Origin of the sequence: Exercitatus varius (genome assembly GCF_029577735.1) — a bacterium.
GTDB classification, from domain to species: domain Bacteria; phylum Pseudomonadota; class Gammaproteobacteria; order Enterobacterales; family Pasteurellaceae; genus Exercitatus; species Exercitatus varius.
In genome coordinates, this window is sequence record NZ_JARQTO010000004.1 from 111608 (window position 1) to 130994 (window position 19387).

Sequence of the window (19387 nt, forward strand, 5' to 3'; positions counted from 1 at the left end):
ACGTTCGTCGTTCGATGGCAGGCATTATAAAGAATTAAATTAATATGATAAGATTGCCAATAGATAATTCACTTTTAAGGAAAAGTTAATAATACTATGCAGAGCTCAATTTACGGTTATCTCACTTATTTTCATGAAATCGTTAACGAAGGATCTATCGCGGCGGCGGCAAGAAAGCTGGAAATCGCCCCGCCGGCGGTAAGTAACGCGCTGAAACTGTTGGAACGCCATCTCGGTTTGCCGTTGTTTACCCGCACCACTCGCAAAATGGAGTTGACGGAAGCGGGACAACGGTTGTTCGATTCCACCCGGGATATAATTCAAGGGCTGGATTCGGCCATGGAGTCCGTTCGCGATTTAACCCTGAAGCCTTCCGGTTTGGTGCGGGTGACAACCTCTTCGATTGCGTATTTATTGGTCGTCAAACCGTATTTTGCCGAATTTTGCCGGCGTTATCCCGATATTCGGCTGGAAATTTCCGTGAATGACGGCATTGTGGATATCGTAAAAGAAGGTTTTGATGTGGGCATTCGTTTCGGCGACAGGCTGGAACAAAATGTTGTGGCCAAAAAATTGCTCGATCCGGTGCGGTTGGGGCTTTATGCGTCGGAAAACTATATTCGGAAATACGGCAAGCCGGAAACCTTACAGGATTTGAGCCGTCATAAACTGCTGGGTTATCGTTTTGTTACGGCAAATCGTATTTATCCGCTGACCTTAAATCAGGACGGCAGAGAAATTTCGGTGGACATACCGCACGTTATTGTGACCAATAATGTGATGGTCGAGCTGGATTCCGTGCGGCAGGGCGTGGCGTTGGGGCTGTTGTTCGAGCCGGTGGTTAACGCGCTGCACGATCGCGAGAAGTTTATTCCCGTGCTGGAAAAGCACTGGACGCAATATCCCGAGTTGTTTTTGTTTTATATGCAACACAGTCAAAAAGCCGGCCGCGTGCGGGCATGGATTGATTTTCTACTGGAAAAAACATCGGCTTGAGGGAAAAGTGCGGTGAAAAAATTTGAAGTTTTTTGGAGTGCTTATCAATACAACAGGCTATAGCGCCGATTGAATAAAAATATCCCATAAAGCTTCGACCGTTTTACGCATTTTCTCTGTCGAGCGGTATAGCCGGATTTCAATGGGCAGTCGGTAATCGGGGTTTTCCGTTGCCGCTATAATATCACCGTTTTTAACGTCTTGTTCCGCCAGCGTTTCCGGTAGCCATGCTACGCCGTCTCCTGCTTTCACCATCGCCAGCAGTGTAGCGGCCAAATCAGAGGTGAATGCCAGTTTCAGCTTATCGCCGATTCGATTGATTGCCGCCGTATTGGCGATAATTCGCCCGATTCCTGATTCATTACTAAAGGACAAATAAGGAATTTTCTTCTCATTATCGATTGCCCATAAAGGCTGTCGGCCGTTCTTTCCGGTTTTGCTGTACGGAATCAATCTATCAACGCCTAAACGCAGACTGGAAAAGTTTTCCGGCGATAAGTTGAGCTGCATATAGGGATGATAATGACAAAGCAGAAATTGTGATTGTCCCTGTAACAGCGTACGTTCGCATGCATGTAACGTGTCGGAAAGCAAACGAAACGCCCCGAAACGAGCGATATCATGGTTGTGTCGTAATAATTCCGGAAAAAATGAAAATGATAAGGAATGGGTGGCGGCAATAACTACATCGGAGCGATTCTTATCCGCCATATCCAGCGCCTCATTTCGGGTATTATCGATTATTCTTAGAATTTCCGGCACTTTCGAACAAAACTTTTCTCCTGCCGGGGTTAGCTGCACACCTCGTCGATTACGAACAAACAGCGGTGTGCCGACCCATTGTTCCAATGCTTGAATCCGACGGCTAAATGCCGACTGTGTTACATAACGTGTCGTCGCTGCTTGCGAAAAATTCAGTTTTTCGGCCAGCACAATACAGTCTTTCAACCATGTTATCTCTAAGTTATGAAAATCTTGCATGACAGCATTCCTGATTAACATTGGACGAAGATCATTTCGATATTTAATATTCACAATGAAAATTAAATGGAAAAGATAAATAAAATCTTTTCTGAATTATATTTACAATCCTGTAGTTATGCAATTTATGCATAAATCTTGTTGCTTTTTAAAGGAGGATACCATGCGTATTACCGATATTCTTGAAGTTACCAAACCTATTTCTTCCCCTATCCGAAACGCCTATATCGATTTCAGTCAAATGACCTGCAGTATGGTTGCCGTGGTGACCGATGTCGTGATTGACGGGCGCCGCGTGGTGGGCTACGGCTTTAACTCCAACGGACGTTACGGGCAGGGCGGTTTGATTCGTGACCGCTTCCGCGACCGCATTCTTAAAGCCGATCCTGACAGTTTGCTGAACGACAAAGGCGACAATCTCGATCCGCACCGCATCTGGGATGTAATGATGACGAATGAAAAACCGGGTGGGCACGGCGAACGTTCGGTGGCGGTCGGCACCTTGGATATGGCGATTTGGGACGCGGTGGCGAAAATTGCGCAAAAACCGTTGTTCCAATTATTAGCTGATCGCGAAGGAATCCAAGCCAATCCGCGTATTTTCGTGTACGCTGCCGGCGGTTATTATTATCCGGGTAAGGATTTGAAAGCTTTACAGCAGGAAATGCGCGGCTATATTCATCGCGGTTATAACGTAGTAAAAATGAAAATCGGCGGCGCCTCATTAGAAGAAGATCAACGCCGTATCGAAGCGGTATTACAGGAAATCGACGGTGACGCGCAACTGGCGGTGGACGCCAACGGTCGTTTTGATTTGGAAACCGCTATTGCCTACGCCAAAATGCTGCGTCAATACCCGCTGTTCTGGTATGAAGAAGCGGGCGATCCGCTGGATTATGCTTTGCAAGCTGCATTGTCGGAATTCTATCCGGGTACGATGGCGACTGGTGAAAATTTATTCTCTCATCATGAAGCACGCAATCTGTTACGTTACGGCGGCATGCGCCCGGACCGTGATTATTTGCAATTCGACTGCGCCCTTTCCTACGGCTTGGTGGAATATCTCAGAACGCTGAAAGTGGTGAAAGACGCCGGCTGGTCGTGGTCGCGTTGTATTCCGCACGGCGGCCATCAAATGTCGCTCAATATCGCCGCCGGGCTGGGTTTGGGCGGTAACGAAAGCTATCCGGATTTGTTCCAACCTTACGGTGGTTTCCCGGATTCCGTCCGAGTGGAAGACGGTCACATCGTCATGCCGGAACTGCCGGGCATCGGTTTTGAAGGCAAATCCGATCTGATTAAGGTTATGCGTGAATTAGCGGAATAACGGTTTTCCATAGGAAAAGTGCGGTGAAAAAACGATGCGTTTTTTTCCCGCACTTGAAGTGTGCTATTTCAGCGTTAACAATGTCAGCACTTCATAATGCGCGGTGTGCGGGAACATGTCGAACAGCCGGATTTTCCGCATTTGGTAATGGGTGAGAGATTGCAGATCTTTTCCCATGGTGACGGCGTTGCAGCTGGAATAAAGCAGAAATTGCGGGCGCAGATTGTTAAGAAATTCCGCCAGCGGCTTGCCGATGCCGCGACGGGGCGGATTGACGATGACCAAATCCGGTTTGTCGTCATCCTGATTCAAAGCGAAATTGGCGGCGTCGAGGGATTGAAAACGCACGTTTTTCAGACCGCACTTTTGCGCCGATAAGGTGGCGGAATAAACGGCGGAAGGCGAAATTTCAATGCCCGTCAGCGCCACGTCGGGATTGTTCGCCTGCAACGCCGCGGCGCAATGTAAACCGAATCCGCCCACGCCGCAGAACAAATCCCACAACCGATTCACCGGCAAATCTTTCACCCAATTCTGTGCCGTAGCGTATAAACCTTCGGCGACGACGGGATTAGTCTGGAAAAAGCCTTGCGGGCGAATGAACAACGGAATGCCGTTGAATCGTTCTTCCAGCACCTGTTGTTCGGTGAGAAAAATCTCTTTTTCGCCTTCCAGAATCGCCGCGTGTTGCGGTTGAACGTTCGCCGTGACCACGGTTAAATCGGGTAATTTTGTTAATAATCCCGCCAGTTCCCGTTGTATTAACCGCAATTTCGCTTCAGATCGCAACACGAAGCGTAACATCAGTTTTTGATTGACGCGACTTTCCGTCAGCAAAATATATTTCAGCTCGCCTTTTTGTTTGGCAATGTTATAAGGCACTAACCCGGCCCGTCCGATAAAATCCTTCAGCACGGAAAAAATGTCGGGAAAACGAGCGGGATAAAGCGGACAATCCGTTAAATCCGTCGCTTGGTTTTGTTCATTGATAATCCCCAAAACCGGTCGTTCCACCGCACCGCTCACCACCATTTTGGCTTTATTGCGAAAGCCGGATTGCGCCGACTGAAACGGCGCCGTCCATTCAAGTTGAGATTGATCCAATGCCGAAATTTGTTGTTTCAGATGGATTTGTTTCCGCGTTAATTGGGCGTCATACGGCGTTTCGAGCCATTGGCAGGAAGTGCAGGTTCGGGTTTGGTAGTGGGGGCAGGTGATCATTTGGGTAATTTGGTTATTGAGATTGAATTCTGTCATTTCTGCTTTTCTTTGTCTCGCCAAAGAAAGGCGTTCGTTTTGTCTTGTTTCTTGAAAATAGTGAAATTTGTTTCACGAAAATCTTGTTAACTTGCGCGCTCAGACAAACAAGATTTTCCACAAATTTCATCGTTTTCAGATGGCAAAAAGGGGAACCGCTTGTACATCTAAATTTATAGTTTTTTTATTAATTGTAAAAAAACGTTTAAAAATTTGACCGCACTTTTTATTGTAAAACTCCAATGGGCCCCGTCTGAGGTGCCTGAGCGACTTGAAATTTTTAGGAAAATAAGTTTGTTTGAGCGTAGCGAGTTTACTTATTTTCCGTGAAGAAAATTTCAATCAAGCGAAGAACAGAACCGAAGTCGGGGTGCACTTTCTTTTGCATACTTTTCTTTGTGTAGGCAAAGAAAAGTATGGCGCCTTTGGCGAAGCAAAGAAAGTAAGATCAAACCGATTGCCATTGTTCCTGAAGTGCGGTTAATTTTTTTGAATTTTCCCGCCATCTGGCGGTTTGAGTCAATTCGTTCCAGTTAAAGGTTTTCTGCTTAAATAATGTCTGTAACCGCTGTTGGCGGGCTTCGAAGTGCGGTCGGCTTTCGTTAAGTTTTAGCTTGTCCAGTACTTGTACGACGCCGTCGGGTTCGTTGCACAGTAACAGCAAATCACAGCCGGCGTTGAGGGCTTTTTCGCTGCGGGTGACAAAATCGCCCATGAAACCGGCGCCTTTCATTCCGAGATCGTCGGAGAAAACGGCGCCTTTGAAGCCCAGTTTTTGACGCAAGATGTCCTGTAACCAATATTTTGAACCGCTGGCGGGCTGATCGTCGCAATCGGTGTAAATAACGTGCGCCGGCATGACGGCGTCCAATTTATTTTGAGCGATGAGTTGCTGGAACGGTTGAATATCCCGTTCGAAAATAACGGCGCTCGGGCGGTCGTCGAAAGGCGTTTCCAGGTGGCTGTCAGCCAAAACCTGTCCGTGTCCGGGGAAATGTTTGCCGGTGCTTGCCATGCCGGCGGCGTGCATGCCGTCGATAAAGGCGGTTGCCAAAGGAACGGCGGATTCCGCGTCGTCGCAGAAGCTGCGATCGCCGATGGCTTTGCATTGGTGTCCCAAATCCAATACCGGCGCAAAGCTGAGATCAATATCCAACGCCGTCATTTCCGCCGCCATTTGCCAGCCGGCTTCTTTTGCCATGGCGAGTTGCCGCGCCGGTTCCCGAATCAAGGCCGCGAAAGCTTGCATGGCGGGCAGTTTGGTGAACCCTTCACGGAAGCGTTGTACCCGTCCGCCTTCCTGATCCACCGTGATAAGCAACGGTTTTTTAACCCGCCGGCGGATGTCTTTGATTAATGCCTGAATTTGTTCGCGATCGTAAAAATTTCGGGTAAACAGAATCAATCCGGCCACCAACGGATGTTCAAGCCGTTCGACTTCTTCCTGGTGTAAAGTTTGATCTTTCAGGTCGATAAGTAATGTGGACATATTAGTTTCGTAAATAAAGACGGTAATTCACGCTTTCCGGCGTCGGTTTTTGCAACGGCAAGGCGTATTTTTGTTGCGGATTCAACAACAAACTGCCGCTGTAAGCTTCCTGCGTGGCGCTGACTGGTTGGGTGACGCCGTTTTCCGCATACCAGAAAATATCGTAACGCACGGCTAGCGGCGCGTCGGTTTTGTTTTTTACCCAAGCCGAATTATCGCTGACGCTTGCTTCAATGAACGGATTAAGCTCGGCGGTGATGTTTAAAATCGGGTCGTGCGTGTGCACTAAATTCGGTCGGGAGGAACAGGCCGTCAGCAAAAGTGCGGTCACAAAAAGCAACGTTTTTTTCATCATGATTTCGCCAGCATTTTTCCTAAGGGTTCGCCGCCGACCAAATGCATATGAATGTGGAACACTTCCTGTCCGCCGTGTTTATTGCAGTTGACGATTAAACGGTAACCGTCTTTTGCAATGCCTTCCGCTTCGGCAATTTTTGCCGCCACGGTAAACAGACGGCCTAACGTCGCTTCGTCTTCGGCGGTGACGTCGTTAACGGTCGGGATCAGCTTGTTAGGAATGATTAACACGTGAGTTTTGGCTTGCGGCGCGATATCGCGGAATGCGGTGACGAGCTCGTCCTGATAAACGATATCCGCCGGAATTTCTTTGCGAATAATTTTACTGAAAATAGTTTCTTCCGCCATAAGATTGCTCCTTTTTTATCGGGTTGATTTCGTTTAAAAATCAGCGGTTATTGACCGCACTTTTTATCAGAAATTGAGCGAAAACGCAATTTTGATCAGGAAGATTTTGATCAAGCTCAAGTTTCTGGTTTTTAGTGGTTAAATCCTTTTTGATTTATTGATCCGATGCTCTATAATTAAAAAAATTTATAAGATTTCAAAAATTTTTTAATTTGTGACTGACGGATAAATTCAGTAGAATAATTTAAAATAACTAGAATAAGGTATCTCTGTGAAACCCGAAGAAAATTTGTCAACGGTGGCGGCAACCCCCGCTCAGATGGCGCAAATCGGCGAAGACGTCGGTGCTTATAAAGCGACGAAAAATCAATTCTATTCTTTTCTTTCCGCTATTTCCGCCGGTGCTTTTATTGCACTTGCGTTTGTATTTTATACTACCACTCAGACCGGTTCTGCCGGCGCACCCTGGGGATTGACCAAATTGGTGGGCGGCTTGGTGTTCTCATTAGGCGTTATTATGGTTGTGGTGTGCGGTTGCGAACTGTTTACTTCATCCACAATGACCACCGTTGCCCGTGCCAATAATCGGATTAGCACCTTTCAAATGGTGCGAAACTGGATTGTGGTGTATTGCGGGAATTTTGTCGGCGGTTTGTGTATTGTCGGCTTAATTTGGATGGGCGGTCAGACCATGGCGGCAAACGGTCAATGGGGTTTAACGATTTTAACCACGGCGCAGCATAAAATTCACCATACTTGGTTCGAAGCCTTTGCGCTGGGCGTTTTGTGTAACATTATGGTGTGTCTGGCGGTATGGATGACCTATGCCGGTAAAACCTTAACGGATAAGGCGTTTATTCAGATTTTACCGATCGGTTTATTCGTGGCGTCAGGGTTCGAGCACAGCGTGGCGAATATGTTTATGATTCCGATGGGCATCATTACGGCTCATTTCAGTACGCCTGATTTCTGGCAGGCGATCGGGTTAAATCCTGAACAATTTGCGGATTTGGATGTCTACCATTTTATTGTGAAGAATTTAATTCCGGTGACATTAGGTAACCTGGCGGGCGGCGGAATTTGTGTGGCGTTATTGCAGTGGTACACCAATAAACCGCATGCTCACTAAAGTTTGGGGTAAGTGCGAAAACGCGGTAATTTTTGACCGCACTTACAAGGTTTCATTATCAATACTAAAAAAGGAAGTATTACAATGGCTCAATTAACTGAAGCTCAACAAAAAGCATGGGAAGGATTTGTTCCCGGTGAATGGCAAGAAGGCGTGAATTTACGCGACTTCATCCAAAAAAACTATACTCCGTATGAAGGTGACGAGTCATTCCTTGCCGATGCGACTCCGGCGACCACTGAATTGTGGAACGCTGTGATGGAAGGCATCAAAATCGAAAACAAAACTCACGCACCGTTAGACTTTGATGAGCACACGCCGTCAACCATCACTTCTCACAAACCCGGTTATATCAACAAAGATTTGGAAAAAATCGTCGGTTTACAAACCGATGCTCCGTTAAAACGCGCAATCATGCCGTTCGGCGGGATTAAAATGATCAAAGGTTCTTGTCAGGTTTACGGTCGTACTTTGGATCCGAAAGTGGAATTCATTTTCACCGAATACCGTAAAACCCATAACCAAGGCGTATTCGACGTTTATACGCCGGACATTTTACGTTGCCGTAAATCAGGCGTGTTAACCGGTTTGCCGGACGCTTACGGTCGCGGTCGTATTATCGGTGACTATCGTCGTTTGGCCGTATACGGTATCGATTATTTAATGAAGGATAAAAAAGCCCAATTCGATTCATTACAACCGCGTTTGGAAGCGGGCGAAGATATCCAGGCAACCATTCAATTACGCGAAGAAATTGCCGAACAACACCGTGCATTAGGCAAAATTAAAGAAATGGCGGCTTCTTACGGTTACGATATTTCCGGTCCTGCAATGAATGCAAAAGAAGCCATCCAATGGACATATTTTGCGTATCTGGCGGCGGTTAAATCACAAAACGGTGCGGCAATGTCGTTCGGTCGTACTTCAACCTTCCTGGATATTTATATCGAACGCGACTTAAAACGCGGTTTAATCACGGAACAGGAAGCCCAGGAATTAATGGACCACTTAGTGATGAAATTACGTATGGTTCGTTTCTTACGTACGCCTGAATACGATCAATTATTCTCAGGCGACCCGATGTGGGCAACGGAAACCATCGCAGGGATGGGCTTAGACGGTCGTCCGTTAGTGACTAAAAACAGCTTCCGCGTATTACACACTTTATACACCATGGGTACTTCTCCGGAACCGAACTTAACCATTCTTTGGTCTGAACAGTTGCCTGAAGCGTTCAAACGTTTCTGTGCGAAAGTATCTATCGACACTTCATCCGTACAATACGAAAACGACGATTTAATGCGTCCGGACTTTAACAACGACGACTATGCCATCGCATGTTGCGTATCGCCGATGGTTGTGGGTAAACAAATGCAGTTCTTCGGCGCCCGCGCAAACTTGGCGAAAACAATGTTATACGCAATCAACGGCGGTATCGATGAGAAAAACGGTATGCAGGTCGGTCCTAAAACCGCGCCGATTACCGACGAAGTATTGAATTTCGATACCGTAATCGAACGCATGGACAGCTTCATGGACTGGTTGGCGACGCAGTATGTTACCGCATTGAACATCATCCACTTCATGCACGATAAATATGCTTATGAAGCGGCATTGATGGCGTTCCACGATCGCGACGTATTCCGTACAATGGCTTGCGGTATCGCCGGTCTTTCCGTGGCGGCGGACTCTTTATCCGCAATCAAATATGCGAAAGTGAAACCGATTCGCGGCGACATCAAAGATAAAGACGGCAATGTGGTGGCTTCAAATGTAGCGATTGACTTCGAAATCGAAGGCGAATATCCGCAATTCGGTAACAACGATCCGCGCGTTGATGACTTAGCGGTTGACTTGGTTGAACGTTTCATGAAGAAAGTTCAAAAACATAAAACTTACCGCAATGCGACACCGACACAATCTATCCTGACTATCACATCCAACGTGGTATACGGTAAGAAAACCGGTAATACGCCGGACGGTCGTCGTGCGGGCGCTCCGTTCGGACCGGGTGCCAACCCAATGCACGGTCGTGACCAAAAAGGTGCGGTGGCGTCATTAACGTCTGTGGCTAAACTGCCGTTTGCTTACGCGAAAGACGGTATTTCATATACCTTCTCAATCGTACCGAATGCGTTAGGTAAAGACAGCGACGCACAAAAACGTAATCTTGCCGGTTTATTGGACGGTTATTTCCACCACGAAGCGACGGTGGAAGGCGGTCAGCACTTAAATGTGAACGTATTGAATCGCGAAACATTGTTAGATGCTATCGATCATCCTGAAAAATATCCGCAATTAACCATTCGCGTTTCAGGTTATGCCGTTCGTTTTAACTCATTAACCCGCGAACAGCAACAAGACGTGATTACTCGTACATTCACTCAGGCAATGTAATTGGGTAACGCGAAAAAAACGTAATAAAATCCGACCGCACTTTTGTGGTCGGATTTTTCTTAATAGGAGAAAAATATGTCGATTACCGTTCTTGCCAGCTTTCAGGTGAAAACCGAAAAGGTGGCGGATTTTTTAGCCGCATGCCGTGAGCTGACCGAACACACTATGAAAGACAAAGGCGTGCTGTTCTATGAATTACAGCGCAATAACGAAAACGCCAATTTGTTCGTTTTTGTGGAACGTTGGGAAAGCCGGGCGGATTTAGATGCGCATTTGGCGACGGCTCATATCCAAAAAGCCTTTCCGATTTTTCTGGAATGCTGTCAATCCGAACCTGTCGTGCAGGTTTTCAGCCCTGTTTTCTAACTTATTTTTTATTTGATAAAAGGGCGATTTTGCCCTTTTTTTACGAAAATTTGTGATCCGCCTCACAAAATAAATTCTTTTTCGCTCATTTTGCTGTTCTAAAACGCGCATTTCTACTAATATATACCTATATTTTCTTCATTTCTTTTCTTTGTGGGGCATTTTATGACAATGTCGTCTCTTTATAAAAATGCGGGTGATTTCTCGCCTGTCAGTACGGATGTGATTATTATCGGTGGCGGCGCGACCGGTGCAGGGATTGCACGCGACTGCGCATTACGCGGATTGAAATGCGTGCTGTTGGAGCGGCGCGATATTGCCACCGGAGCGACCGGTCGCAATCACGGTTTACTGCACAGCGGCGGACGTTACGCCGTGAACGATCGGGAATCCGCGGAAGAATGTATCAAAGAAAATCTCATCTTAAAAAACATCGCCCGTCACTGCGTGGACGATACTAAAGGTCTTTTCATCACATTGCCCGAAGACGATTTGAATTATCAGAAAACCTTTATTGACGCCTGTACTGCCTCGGGCATTGAAGCGGTCGCGATTGATCCCGCTTTGGCGCGCTACATGGAGCCGTCGGTGAATCCCGAATTGCTGGGCGCCGTGGTTGTGCCGGACGGTTCCGTCGATCCTTTCCGTTTAACCGCCGCCAATATGATTGACGCCACCGAGCACGGCGCGCAGATTTACACTTATTGTGAAGTGATTGGCCTGATTCGCGAAGGCGATAAAGTCATCGGCGTTAACGTATATGATCACAAAAACGCAGTGAAACGGCAATTTTTTGCTCCGGTTGTGGTGAATGCCGGCGGAATCTGGGGACAAGGCATTGCGGAATATGCCGATTTGAAAATTCGTATGTTTCCGGCGAAAGGCGCGTTACTGGTTATGGGTCACCGCATTAATAAATTAGTGATCAACCGTTGCCGTAAACCGGCGGACGCCGATATTTTAGTGCCGGGCGACACCATTTGTGTTATCGGTACCACATCCAGCCGCATTCCTTATGATCAAATCGATAACATGGAAGTTACGCCGGAAGAAGTGGACATTTTATTCCGCGAAGGCGAAAAACTGGCGCCGAGCCTGCGCTACACTCGCGTGCTGCGCGCTTACGCCGGCGTGCGCCCGCTGGTGGCGACCGATGACGATCCCTCCGGTCGTAATGTCAGTCGCGGTATTGTTCTGCTTGATCACGCCAAACGCGACGGTTTGGAAGGATTCATCACTATCACCGGCGGTAAACTGATGACTTATCGCCTGATGGCGGAATGGGCGACGGATTTAGTGTGTAAAAAACTCAACGTCAATAAAAAATGCGAAACGGCCGACCGCACTTTACCGGGTTCGGAAGAATCCCGCGACGAAATCAACAAAAAAATCGTCAATATTCCGAAAACCATCAGCAGTTCCGCCGTTTACCGGCACGGTACTCGCGCTAAACCGATGCTTGAAAACGAGCGTTTAGATCGTTCTTTAGTGTGCGAATGCGAAGCGGTGACCGCCGGTGAAGTTCGTTATGCTGTGGATAACTTAAATATTAATAATCTGGTGGATTTACGCCGCCGTACCCGCGTGGGAATGGGCACCTGTCAGGCGGAATTATGCGCTTGCCGGGCGGCGGGACTCATGGCGCGTTTCGATGTGGCGACACCGCGTCAGTCCACCCTGCAACTTGCCTCGTTTATGGAAGAACGCTGGAAAGGCATTCAACCTATCGCCTGGGGCGATGCCATGCGTGAATCGGAATTTACCAGCTGGATTTATTACAGCTTGCTGGGGCTGAATGATGTGCAACCGCAGGCGGTGGAAGGAGTGAATAATAATGAATTTTGATGTGGTGATTATCGGCGGCGGATTGGCGGGATTAACCTGCGGTATTGCGCTGCAGGAACAGGGTAAACGTTGTGCGATTGTGAATAACGGGCAGGCGGCAATCGACTTTTCCACAGGCTCGATGGATTTATTGGGGCGTTTACCAAACGGAGAAAACGTGCAAAAAATTGACCGCACTTTAGCCAATTTAGCCGAACAATTGCCCGCGCATCCTTATGCCAAATTGGGCGCTGAACGCGTATTAGCAAAAGCCAAACAGTTTGAGCAACTGGCGGCTAAATTAAATTTAGGATTGGTGGGCGGTCTTGACCAAAATCACGCGCGCGTCACACCGCTTGGCGGTTTGCGCCGTACCTGGCTTTCTCCGAATAGCGTGCCGACCGTGCAACAGGACGAGCTTTTCCCTTATCATCATATCGTGATTCTGGGCATTGAAGGCTACCATGATTTCCAACCGCAATTATTGGCGGACAACCTGAAATTGCAGGCGCAATTCGCTCATTGCGACATTAAAACCGGCTTCCTGGAGATTCCGGAATTGGATTTCTTACGCCAGCAATCTCGCGAGTTCCGCAGTGTGCACATTGCGCAAACCCTGGAACAAAAAGTAAACTTAGCGTCTTTGGTGAATGAAATTCGTCAGGTGGCAAGCGGCGCGGACGCCGTATTTTTGCCGGCCTGTTTCGGGCAAAACAGTCAGGCTTTCTTCAACGAATTACAGGCGGCGACGGATTTCACTTTATTTGAACTGCCGACTCTGCCGCCGTCATTATTAGGCGGTCGTCAGCATAAAATTTTACGTCAGCATTTCGAGCAGTTAGGCGGCGTGATGATGAACGGCGACCGGGCGTTACAGGCCGAATTTGACGGTAATCGCGTCACCAAACTGTTCACCCAAATGCACGAAGACGAGCCTTTAACGGCGGATAATTACGTATTGGCGTCCGGCAGTTTCTTCAGCAACGGCTTGGTGGCGGAATTCGAAAAAATTTACGAACCGGTATTCGGTGCGGATATTATACAATCCGAGCAATTCGATCCGGCCAATCATTTTACTTGGACGACCAAACGTTTCTCCGCGCCGCAACCTTATCAATCCGCCGGCGTGGTGATTAACGCGGATTGTCGGGTGCAAAAGTGCGGTCGGTTTTTTGATAATTTATATGCGACGGGCGCGGTCATCGGCGGTTTCAACGGCATTGAACTGGGTTGCGGTTCGGGTGTCGCGGTGGTGACGGCGTTAACCGTGGCGGATAAAATTGCAGAAAAAATCGGGGGCTAATATGAATATTCAGGAACTCATTGCCAAAGCGCAAAAAGAATTCGAATCACCCGTAACGCAACATACCCATGCCGACGAATCTTTCGAACAATGCTTGAAATGTACCGCTTGTACGGCGGTTTGTCCGGTGACGAAAGTGAATCCGCTTTATCCGGGCCCGAAACAGTCCGGGCCGGACGGCGAACGTCTGCGTCTGAAAAGTGCGGATTTTTATGACGAAGCGCTGAAATATTGCCTGAATTGTAAACGTTGCGAAGTGGCTTGCCCGTCTGATGTGAAAATCGGCGATATTATCGTGCGCGCCCGTAACAAATATTTGGATCGTCAGCATAAACCATTAGTACATAAACTGCGCGACGCGATTCTGAGCAACACCGACATTATGGGCTCGCTCAATACGCCGTTGGCACCGATTGTGAATACCATCACCGGCTTGAAGGCAACCAAATTCCTACTGGAAAAAACTATCGGCGTCAGTAAACATCGCACTTTACCAAAATATGCTTTCGGTACGTTTCGTAATTTCTATTTGAAAAAAATGGCGGCGCAACAGGCGAAATACGAAAATAAAATCGCCTATTATCACGGCTGTTACGTGAATTACAACAATCCGCAACTGGGCAAAGAAGTGATTGAGGTGTTTAACGCCCTGGATATCGGCGTGGTGTTGCTGGAAAAAGAAAAATGTTGCGGTTTGCCGTTAATGGTGAACAGTTTCCCCGAACGGGCGAAGAAAGTCGCGCAGTTTAACACCGATTATATCGGCAAAATGGTGGACGAAAACGGGCTGGATGTAATTGGCGAAGCGTCGAGTTGCACGCTGAACCTGCGCGAGGAATACCATCACGTGTTGGGCATAGACAACGCAAAAGTGCGTCCGCACATTCATCTGGCGACGGTTTATCTGTATAAATTATTACAGCAGGGCAAAAAACTGCCGTTAAAACCGCTAAATCTGAAAGTGGCGTATCACACCGCCTGCCATGTGGAAAAAGCGGGTTGGGCGCCTTATACGCTGGAAGTGTTGCGTCGGATTCCGGGATTGGAAATCATTATGCTGCCGTCGCAATGTTGCGGTATTGCGGGAACTTACGGTTTCAAAGCGGAAAATTACGAAAAATCGCAAGCTATCGGCAAATCCTTATTCGACGCCATTAACGAAAGCGGCGCGGATTACGTGATTTCCGAATGTCAAACCTGTAAATGGCAAATCGATATGTCGAGCAACCTGACCTGTTTGCATCCGTTTACTTTGCTTTCCATGGCATTGGATAAATAAGGACAATCGAGACAAAAGTGCGGGAGAAAAAAGCAACGTTTTTTACACGTTGCTTTTATTTTTCTGCGCTAAAGGAAGAGCCCTTCTTTCAATGATAACGAAGAAAAAACAAGAGAAATTTCGACCGCACTTTATTGCTGAAGTGCGGTCGAACGTTGATTAATAAACGCCTTGAGCCAGCATGGCGTCGGCCACTTTGACGAAACCGGCGATATTCGCGCCGACAACATAATTGATATTGCCTTTTTCGTCGGAACCGTATTTTTTACAGTTGGCGTGAATGTTCAACATAATGTCGTGTAATTTTCGGTCAACCACTTCCGCCGTCCAGTATTCGCGTTGCGAACCTTGTGCCATTTCCAAACCGGAAGTTGCCACGCCGCCCGCATTCGCCGCTTTACCCGGCCCGAACAACACGCCCGCTTGCTGGAACGCTTCGGTCGCTTCGATGGTGGTCGGCATGTTCGCCCCTTCCGCCACCAATTCTACGCCGTTCGCAATTAATGTTTTTGCCGCATCCAAATCTAATTCGTTCTGTGTTGCGCAAGGTAATGCGATGTCGGCTTTTACGCTCCACGGTTTTTCACCGGCAACATATTTCAAACCGAATTTTTCCGCATAATCTTTCACGCGACCGCGTTGAACGTTTTTGATTTCCAATAAAGCCGCTAATTTTTCTGCGGTGAAGCCCGCTTCGTCGTAAACGTAACCGGAGCTGTCGGAACAGGTTACTACTTTCGCGCCTAGTTGAAGGGCTTTTTCGATAGCGTATTGCGCCACGTTACCGGAACCGGATACGATCACGGTTTTACCTTCAAAGGAACGACCTTTTTCCGCCAACATCGCTTGGGCGAAATAAACCAAGCCGTAACCCGTGGCTTCCGGACGAATCAGGCTGCCGCCGAAAGACAAACCGCGACCGGTAAACACGCACGCCGCCTGGTTGGATAATTTTTTCATGTAACCGGCAAGATAGCCCACTTCGCGACCGCCTACGCCAATGTCGCCCGCCGGCACGTCCGTATCCGGACCCACGTGACGATATAATTCGGCAATTAACGCTTGGCAGAAACGCATGACTTCACCGTCGGATTTGCCTTTCGGATCAAAGTCGGAGCCACCTTTACCACCGCCCATCGGCAATGTGGTTAACGCGTTTTTGAAGATTTGTTCGAAGCCTAAGAATTTTAAAATAGACAGATTAACGGACGGGTGAAAACGCATGCCGCCTTTGAACGGGCCGATTGCGCTGTTGAATTGGACGCGGAATGCGCGGTTAACTTGCGTTTGACCTTTGTCGTCGGTCCAGGCGACACGGAATTGAATAGCGCGTTCCGGTTCCACCAAACGTTCCAATAATGCTTGTGAACGATATTGCGGATTTTTTTCCAGGAACGGCCAGATAGACGTGAATACTTCACGTACAGCCTGTAAAAACTCCGGTTGGTTGCCGTCGCGTTTTGCCACTAAAGCTAAAAATTCTTCTAATGATGCTACCGAGTTTGACATGATAAAATCCTTATGTTGAATGCTTGTTATGATAATATGACGTCGTTTTACCGACTCGCCCTTTAATATGCAACAGAACAAAATTGAAAAGCAAACGATTTCTTGGCGAACGGCGCAAAAAAATGAAAAAATCTTTATAAAATTAAATATAATTTAAAAAATATTTATTTTTATTAAACAATGGATAAGTTTTTAACTAAAATTTAAAGTTAATTTTGTATTGTCGTATAAAATCTTGGTTTTTTCTAATCGTTAAATCGGTGTTTTTGGGTCAGAATCAGGACGGCTTAGATTTAGACATTATCTAATGAAATGTTTTAATGCCTAGATTTCATCTAATTTATCTGCGGTGAGGCGGAAGAATCTCTTTTTAAAGAGATTGAAATGAATATTTGAGAAATAAACATTGAATGGCAGCCGCGAGAAGGTCGGGTTTTGACGTAAAGTGCGGTCAAAATTTCTTTAGTTTTTTTATTCGCCGTTCTTGAAAGATTGGCTCGTTCCTTTGGGAGACCGGCAAAACCAATGTTCAAAAAACGACGATTTTTACGACCGCACTTTGTCGTCAACAAAAATGTCGAATTAATTTGGTCAGCAAATCTCTGGTCGGCTGAATGAATTCGGCGGATAAAAATTCATCGGGCTGGTGCGCCTGTTCGATGGAACCGGGGCCCAAAACCAGCGTCGGGCAAAGTTCCTGAATGAACGGCGCTTCGGTGCAGTAATTCACTACTTCGCATTTTTCGCCCAGCAGCTTTTCCACCACTTGTACTACTTGAGCGGAATGTTCGCATTCGTAGCCGGGAGTCGCTTCGTGCAGATTACGGATAGAAAGGCGGTCGCCGTATTGAGCGAACATCGGCGCCAGTTTTTCCCGCAGCATTTCGTCTAAATCTTCCAACCGCATTTTCGGCAACGGGCGAATGTCGAAATGCAATTCGCAGCAACCGCAGATCCGGTTCACCGCATCGCCGCCGTGAATAGCGCCGAGATTCATGGTCGGATAAGGAATGTCGAAAGCGGCGTGATGATATTTTTCCCGCAGCTCATTACGCATTTGCAGTAAATAGCCGGTGGCTTCATGCATGAGTTCGATAGCGTTAATGCCTTTGGACGGATCGCTAGAATGCCCGGATTTCCCTACAATCCGCAGGCCTTTGCCGATGTGTCCCTTGTGGGCGCGAACGGGGCGCAACGATGTGGGCTCACCGATAATCGCGCAATCCGGACGGATATGAGTGTGTTTAATGAAGGTACGCGTGCCCAGCATCGTGGTTTCTTCATCGGCGGTGGCAAGAATGCGTAGCGGTTTGGTGAGCTTGGTTAAATCGATTTGCTGCACGGCGTCCAGCACAAACGCAAAAAAGCCTTTCATATCCGCCGTCCCCAGGCCGTAAAATTTGCCGTTTTGTTCGGTCAGTTTAAAAGGATTGAACGTCCAGCGATCCTGATCAAACGGCACGGTGTCCGTATGCCCCGCCAGCAGCAAACCGCCTTCGCCTTCGCCGTAAGTGGCAAGCAGATTGTATTTATCGTTGCTGCCTTCTACCGGTAAAATGTCGGTTTTAAAACCTAAATCGGACAACCAGCTCGCCAGCAATTCGATTAAAGTGCGGTTGGAAATATCGTTGTTTTTGTCGATGTCGCTGATGGTCGGAATGGCGATCAACTGCGAATACATGTCGAGAAATTGAGGATGTGATTTCATTGCGTTTGCCTTAAATTAAAGGTTGATTTTTAAATATTTATGCAGAATAATAGCATAATTAATCACTGAAAAGCATTTTTACACATTATAATACAGGATTGATCATGGCACAAAAAGCAATCGTTGTCGGTGCAAGCGGTTATACCGGCGCGGAATTAGCGAAAATCTTAACCCGCCACCCTGAATTCGAACTCACCGGTTTGTATGTTTCAACCAACAGTCAGGACGCCGATAAACCCATTTCGACACTGTATCCTCAGCTTCGTACGATTTGTGATTTGCCGTTACAACCGTTGCCGGAAGATTTAACCGAAATCGCGCAGAATGCGGATTTGGCGTTTTTCGGCACCGCTCATGAAGTCAGTCATAATTTGGTTCCGATTTTCCTGAAAAACGGTTGTAAAGCGTTCGATCTTTCCGGCGCATTCCGGGTAAACAACGTAGATTTTTACACGGAATATTACGGTTTCACCCATCAATATCCCGAATTACTGGAAAAAGCGGTGTATGGTTTGGCAGAATGGAATCACGAAAAAATCGCGCAAACGGATTTAGTAGCGGTAGCGGGCTGTTATCCGACGGTTTCTCAGTTAAGTCTTAAACCGTTGATTGAAAACGATTTACTGGATCTCAACCAATTGCCGGTGATTAACGCGGTCAGCGGCGTAAGCGGCGCAGGACGTAAAGCCAGTCTGACCTCCAGCTTCTGCGAAGTCAGCCTGAACGCTTACGGCGTGTTTAATCACCGCCACCAACCGGAAATTGCCGTTCATTTAGGCGCGGAAGTGATTTTTACCCCGCATTTGGGCAATTTTAAACGCGGCATTCTGGCGACCATTACGGCAAAACTGAAAGCGGGTGTCACGGACGAACAAATTCGCGCCGCTTATCGCCAATATTATGCCGGTCGTCCGCTGGTGCGGGTTTACCAACAGGGCTTGCCGAGCATTAAAGCGGTAGAATTCACGCCTTATTGCGACATCGGCTTTGCCACCAAGAACGGACACATCATCGTGGTCGGCGCGGAAGACAATTTGTTGAAAGGCGCGGCGGCGCAAGCGGTGCAATGTGCCAATATTCGCTACGGATTCAATGAAGTTTTGGGCTTAATTTAGGC

16 protein-coding genes are annotated in these 19387 nt (G+C 47.5%); 9 read left to right on the forward strand and 7 right to left on the reverse strand.

The window, feature by feature from the left end; translation table 11 throughout:
• Nucleotides 1–96 precede the first annotated feature (96 nt).
• The gene (locus P7M01_RS05595) at nt 97–996 is read left to right on the forward strand and encodes a LysR family transcriptional regulator (protein ID WP_317483338.1); all 900 of its coding nucleotides are present in this window, start codon (nt 97–99) and stop codon (nt 994–996) included.
• Nucleotides 997–1053: 57 nt separating this feature from the next.
• Here P7M01_RS05595 and P7M01_RS05600 read toward each other — a convergent pair whose 3' ends face one another.
• The gene (locus P7M01_RS05600) at nt 1054–1977 is read right to left on the reverse strand and encodes a LysR family transcriptional regulator (protein ID WP_202936577.1); all 924 of its coding nucleotides are present in this window, start codon (nt 1975–1977) and stop codon (nt 1054–1056) included.
• A 163-nt stretch (nt 1978–2140) separates the two neighbouring features.
• Between P7M01_RS05600 and P7M01_RS05605 the strand changes: the two genes are divergently transcribed.
• On the forward strand, nt 2141–3304 hold the full coding sequence (locus tag P7M01_RS05605) for a mandelate racemase/muconate lactonizing enzyme family protein (RefSeq protein ID WP_304518782.1): 1164 nt from the start codon (nt 2141–2143) through the stop codon (nt 3302–3304).
• 63 nt (nt 3305–3367) lie between these two features.
• Here P7M01_RS05605 and rlmC read toward each other — a convergent pair whose 3' ends face one another.
• The 4 genes from rlmC to hinT form a co-directional block, all read right to left on the reverse strand.
• Entirely contained in the window at nt 3368–4525 is a 1158-nt protein-coding gene (gene rlmC, locus P7M01_RS05610; protein ID WP_317483389.1) for a 23S rRNA (uracil(747)-C(5))-methyltransferase RlmC, read from the reverse strand.
• 484 nt (nt 4526–5009) lie between these two features.
• Nucleotides 5010–6050, reverse strand: a complete 1041-nt coding sequence (nagZ, locus tag P7M01_RS05615; protein ID WP_317483337.1) for a beta-N-acetylhexosaminidase — start codon at nt 6048–6050, stop codon at nt 5010–5012.
• Between the two features lies 1 nt (nt 6051).
• Nucleotides 6052–6402, reverse strand: coding sequence for a putative periplasmic lipoprotein (locus P7M01_RS05620; RefSeq protein ID WP_394853433.1), 351 nt, complete (start codon nt 6400–6402; stop codon nt 6052–6054).
• Nucleotides 6402–6755, reverse strand: coding sequence for a purine nucleoside phosphoramidase (hinT, locus tag P7M01_RS05625; protein ID WP_317475797.1), 354 nt, complete (start codon nt 6753–6755; stop codon nt 6402–6404). Before hinT ends, P7M01_RS05620 begins: the two co-directional genes overlap by 1 nt.
• Nucleotides 6756–7026: 271 nt before the next feature.
• Here hinT and focA point away from each other — a divergent pair, with 271 nt between their 5' ends.
• From focA to glpC, 6 genes are all read left to right on the forward strand, one after another.
• Complete coding sequence (gene focA, locus P7M01_RS05630) at nt 7027–7884, forward strand: formate transporter FocA (protein WP_394853432.1); 858 nt, start codon at nt 7027–7029, stop codon at nt 7882–7884.
• A gap of 84 nt (nt 7885–7968) precedes the next feature.
• Nucleotides 7969–10281 carry a formate C-acetyltransferase gene (pflB, locus tag P7M01_RS05635; RefSeq protein WP_202936583.1) on the forward strand — a complete coding sequence of 771 codons (2313 nt, stop codon included), beginning with the start codon at nt 7969–7971 and terminating at the stop codon, nt 10279–10281.
• Nucleotides 10282–10356: 75 nt separating this feature from the next.
• Nucleotides 10357–10647 carry a putative quinol monooxygenase gene (locus tag P7M01_RS05640; RefSeq protein WP_202936584.1) on the forward strand — a complete coding sequence of 97 codons (291 nt, stop codon included), beginning with the start codon at nt 10357–10359 and terminating at the stop codon, nt 10645–10647.
• 165 nt (nt 10648–10812) lie between these two features.
• The gene (gene glpA, locus P7M01_RS05645; RefSeq protein ID WP_202936585.1) at nt 10813–12492 is read left to right on the forward strand and encodes an anaerobic glycerol-3-phosphate dehydrogenase subunit A; all 1680 of its coding nucleotides are present in this window, start codon (nt 10813–10815) and stop codon (nt 12490–12492) included.
• The gene (gene glpB, locus P7M01_RS05650; protein ID WP_317483335.1) at nt 12482–13774 is read left to right on the forward strand and encodes a glycerol-3-phosphate dehydrogenase subunit GlpB; all 1293 of its coding nucleotides are present in this window, start codon (nt 12482–12484) and stop codon (nt 13772–13774) included. Before glpA ends, glpB begins: the two co-directional genes overlap by 11 nt.
• A 1-nt stretch (nt 13775) precedes the next feature.
• Nucleotides 13776–15053 (forward strand): anaerobic glycerol-3-phosphate dehydrogenase subunit GlpC, encoded by a 1278-nt coding sequence (gene glpC / locus P7M01_RS05655; protein WP_317481239.1) that lies wholly within the window; start codon nt 13776–13778, stop codon nt 15051–15053.
• A gap of 159 nt (nt 15054–15212) precedes the next feature.
• Here glpC and gdhA read toward each other — a convergent pair whose 3' ends face one another.
• Together gdhA and argE are read right to left on the reverse strand one after the other, a co-directional pair.
• Nucleotides 15213–16562 (reverse strand): NADP-specific glutamate dehydrogenase, encoded by a 1350-nt coding sequence (gdhA, locus tag P7M01_RS05660; RefSeq protein ID WP_202936588.1) that lies wholly within the window; start codon nt 16560–16562, stop codon nt 15213–15215.
• A 565-nt stretch (nt 16563–17127) separates the two neighbouring features.
• Entirely contained in the window at nt 17128–18270 is a 1143-nt protein-coding gene (gene argE / locus P7M01_RS05665) for an acetylornithine deacetylase (RefSeq protein ID WP_317483334.1), read from the reverse strand.
• 104 nt (nt 18271–18374) lie between these two features.
• Here argE and argC point away from each other — a divergent pair, with 104 nt between their 5' ends.
• Entirely contained in the window at nt 18375–19385 is a 1011-nt protein-coding gene (argC, locus tag P7M01_RS05670) for an N-acetyl-gamma-glutamyl-phosphate reductase (RefSeq protein ID WP_317483333.1), read from the forward strand.
• Nucleotides 19386–19387: the final 2 nt, after the last annotated feature.

Excerpts from the sequence above, each read along its gene's own strand:
- P7M01_RS05605 (WP_304518782.1), top strand. The coding sequence starts at position 2,141 with ATGCGTATTACCGATATTCTTGAAGTTACCAAACCTATTTCTTCCCCT.
- hinT (WP_317475797.1), bottom strand. The coding sequence starts at position 6,755 with ATGGCGGAAGAAACTATTTTCAGTAAAATTATTCGCAAAGAAATTCCG.
- argC (WP_317483333.1), top strand. The coding sequence starts at position 18,375 with ATGGCACAAAAAGCAATCGTTGTCGGTGCAAGCGGTTATACCGGCGCG.
- pflB (WP_202936583.1), top strand. The coding sequence starts at position 7,969 with ATGGCTCAATTAACTGAAGCTCAACAAAAAGCATGGGAAGGATTTGTT.
- P7M01_RS05600 (WP_202936577.1), bottom strand. The coding sequence starts at position 1,977 with ATGCAAGATTTTCATAACTTAGAGATAACATGGTTGAAAGACTGTATT.
- glpB (WP_317483335.1), top strand. The coding sequence starts at position 12,482 with ATGAATTTTGATGTGGTGATTATCGGCGGCGGATTGGCGGGATTAACC.
- P7M01_RS05640 (WP_202936584.1), top strand. The coding sequence starts at position 10,357 with ATGTCGATTACCGTTCTTGCCAGCTTTCAGGTGAAAACCGAAAAGGTG.
- P7M01_RS05620 (WP_394853433.1), bottom strand. The coding sequence starts at position 6,402 with ATGAAAAAAACGTTGCTTTTTGTGACCGCACTTTTGCTGACGGCCTGT.
- P7M01_RS05595 (WP_317483338.1), top strand. The coding sequence starts at position 97 with ATGCAGAGCTCAATTTACGGTTATCTCACTTATTTTCATGAAATCGTT.
- argE (WP_317483334.1), bottom strand. The coding sequence starts at position 18,270 with ATGAAATCACATCCTCAATTTCTCGACATGTATTCGCAGTTGATCGCC.
- gdhA (WP_202936588.1), bottom strand. The coding sequence starts at position 16,562 with ATGTCAAACTCGGTAGCATCATTAGAAGAATTTTTAGCTTTAGTGGCA.
- rlmC (WP_317483389.1), bottom strand. The coding sequence starts at position 4,525 with ATGATCACCTGCCCCCACTACCAAACCCGAACCTGCACTTCCTGCCAA.
- glpC (WP_317481239.1), top strand. The coding sequence starts at position 13,776 with ATGAATATTCAGGAACTCATTGCCAAAGCGCAAAAAGAATTCGAATCA.
- glpA (WP_202936585.1), top strand. The coding sequence starts at position 10,813 with ATGACAATGTCGTCTCTTTATAAAAATGCGGGTGATTTCTCGCCTGTC.
- nagZ (WP_317483337.1), bottom strand. The coding sequence starts at position 6,050 with ATGTCCACATTACTTATCGACCTGAAAGATCAAACTTTACACCAGGAA.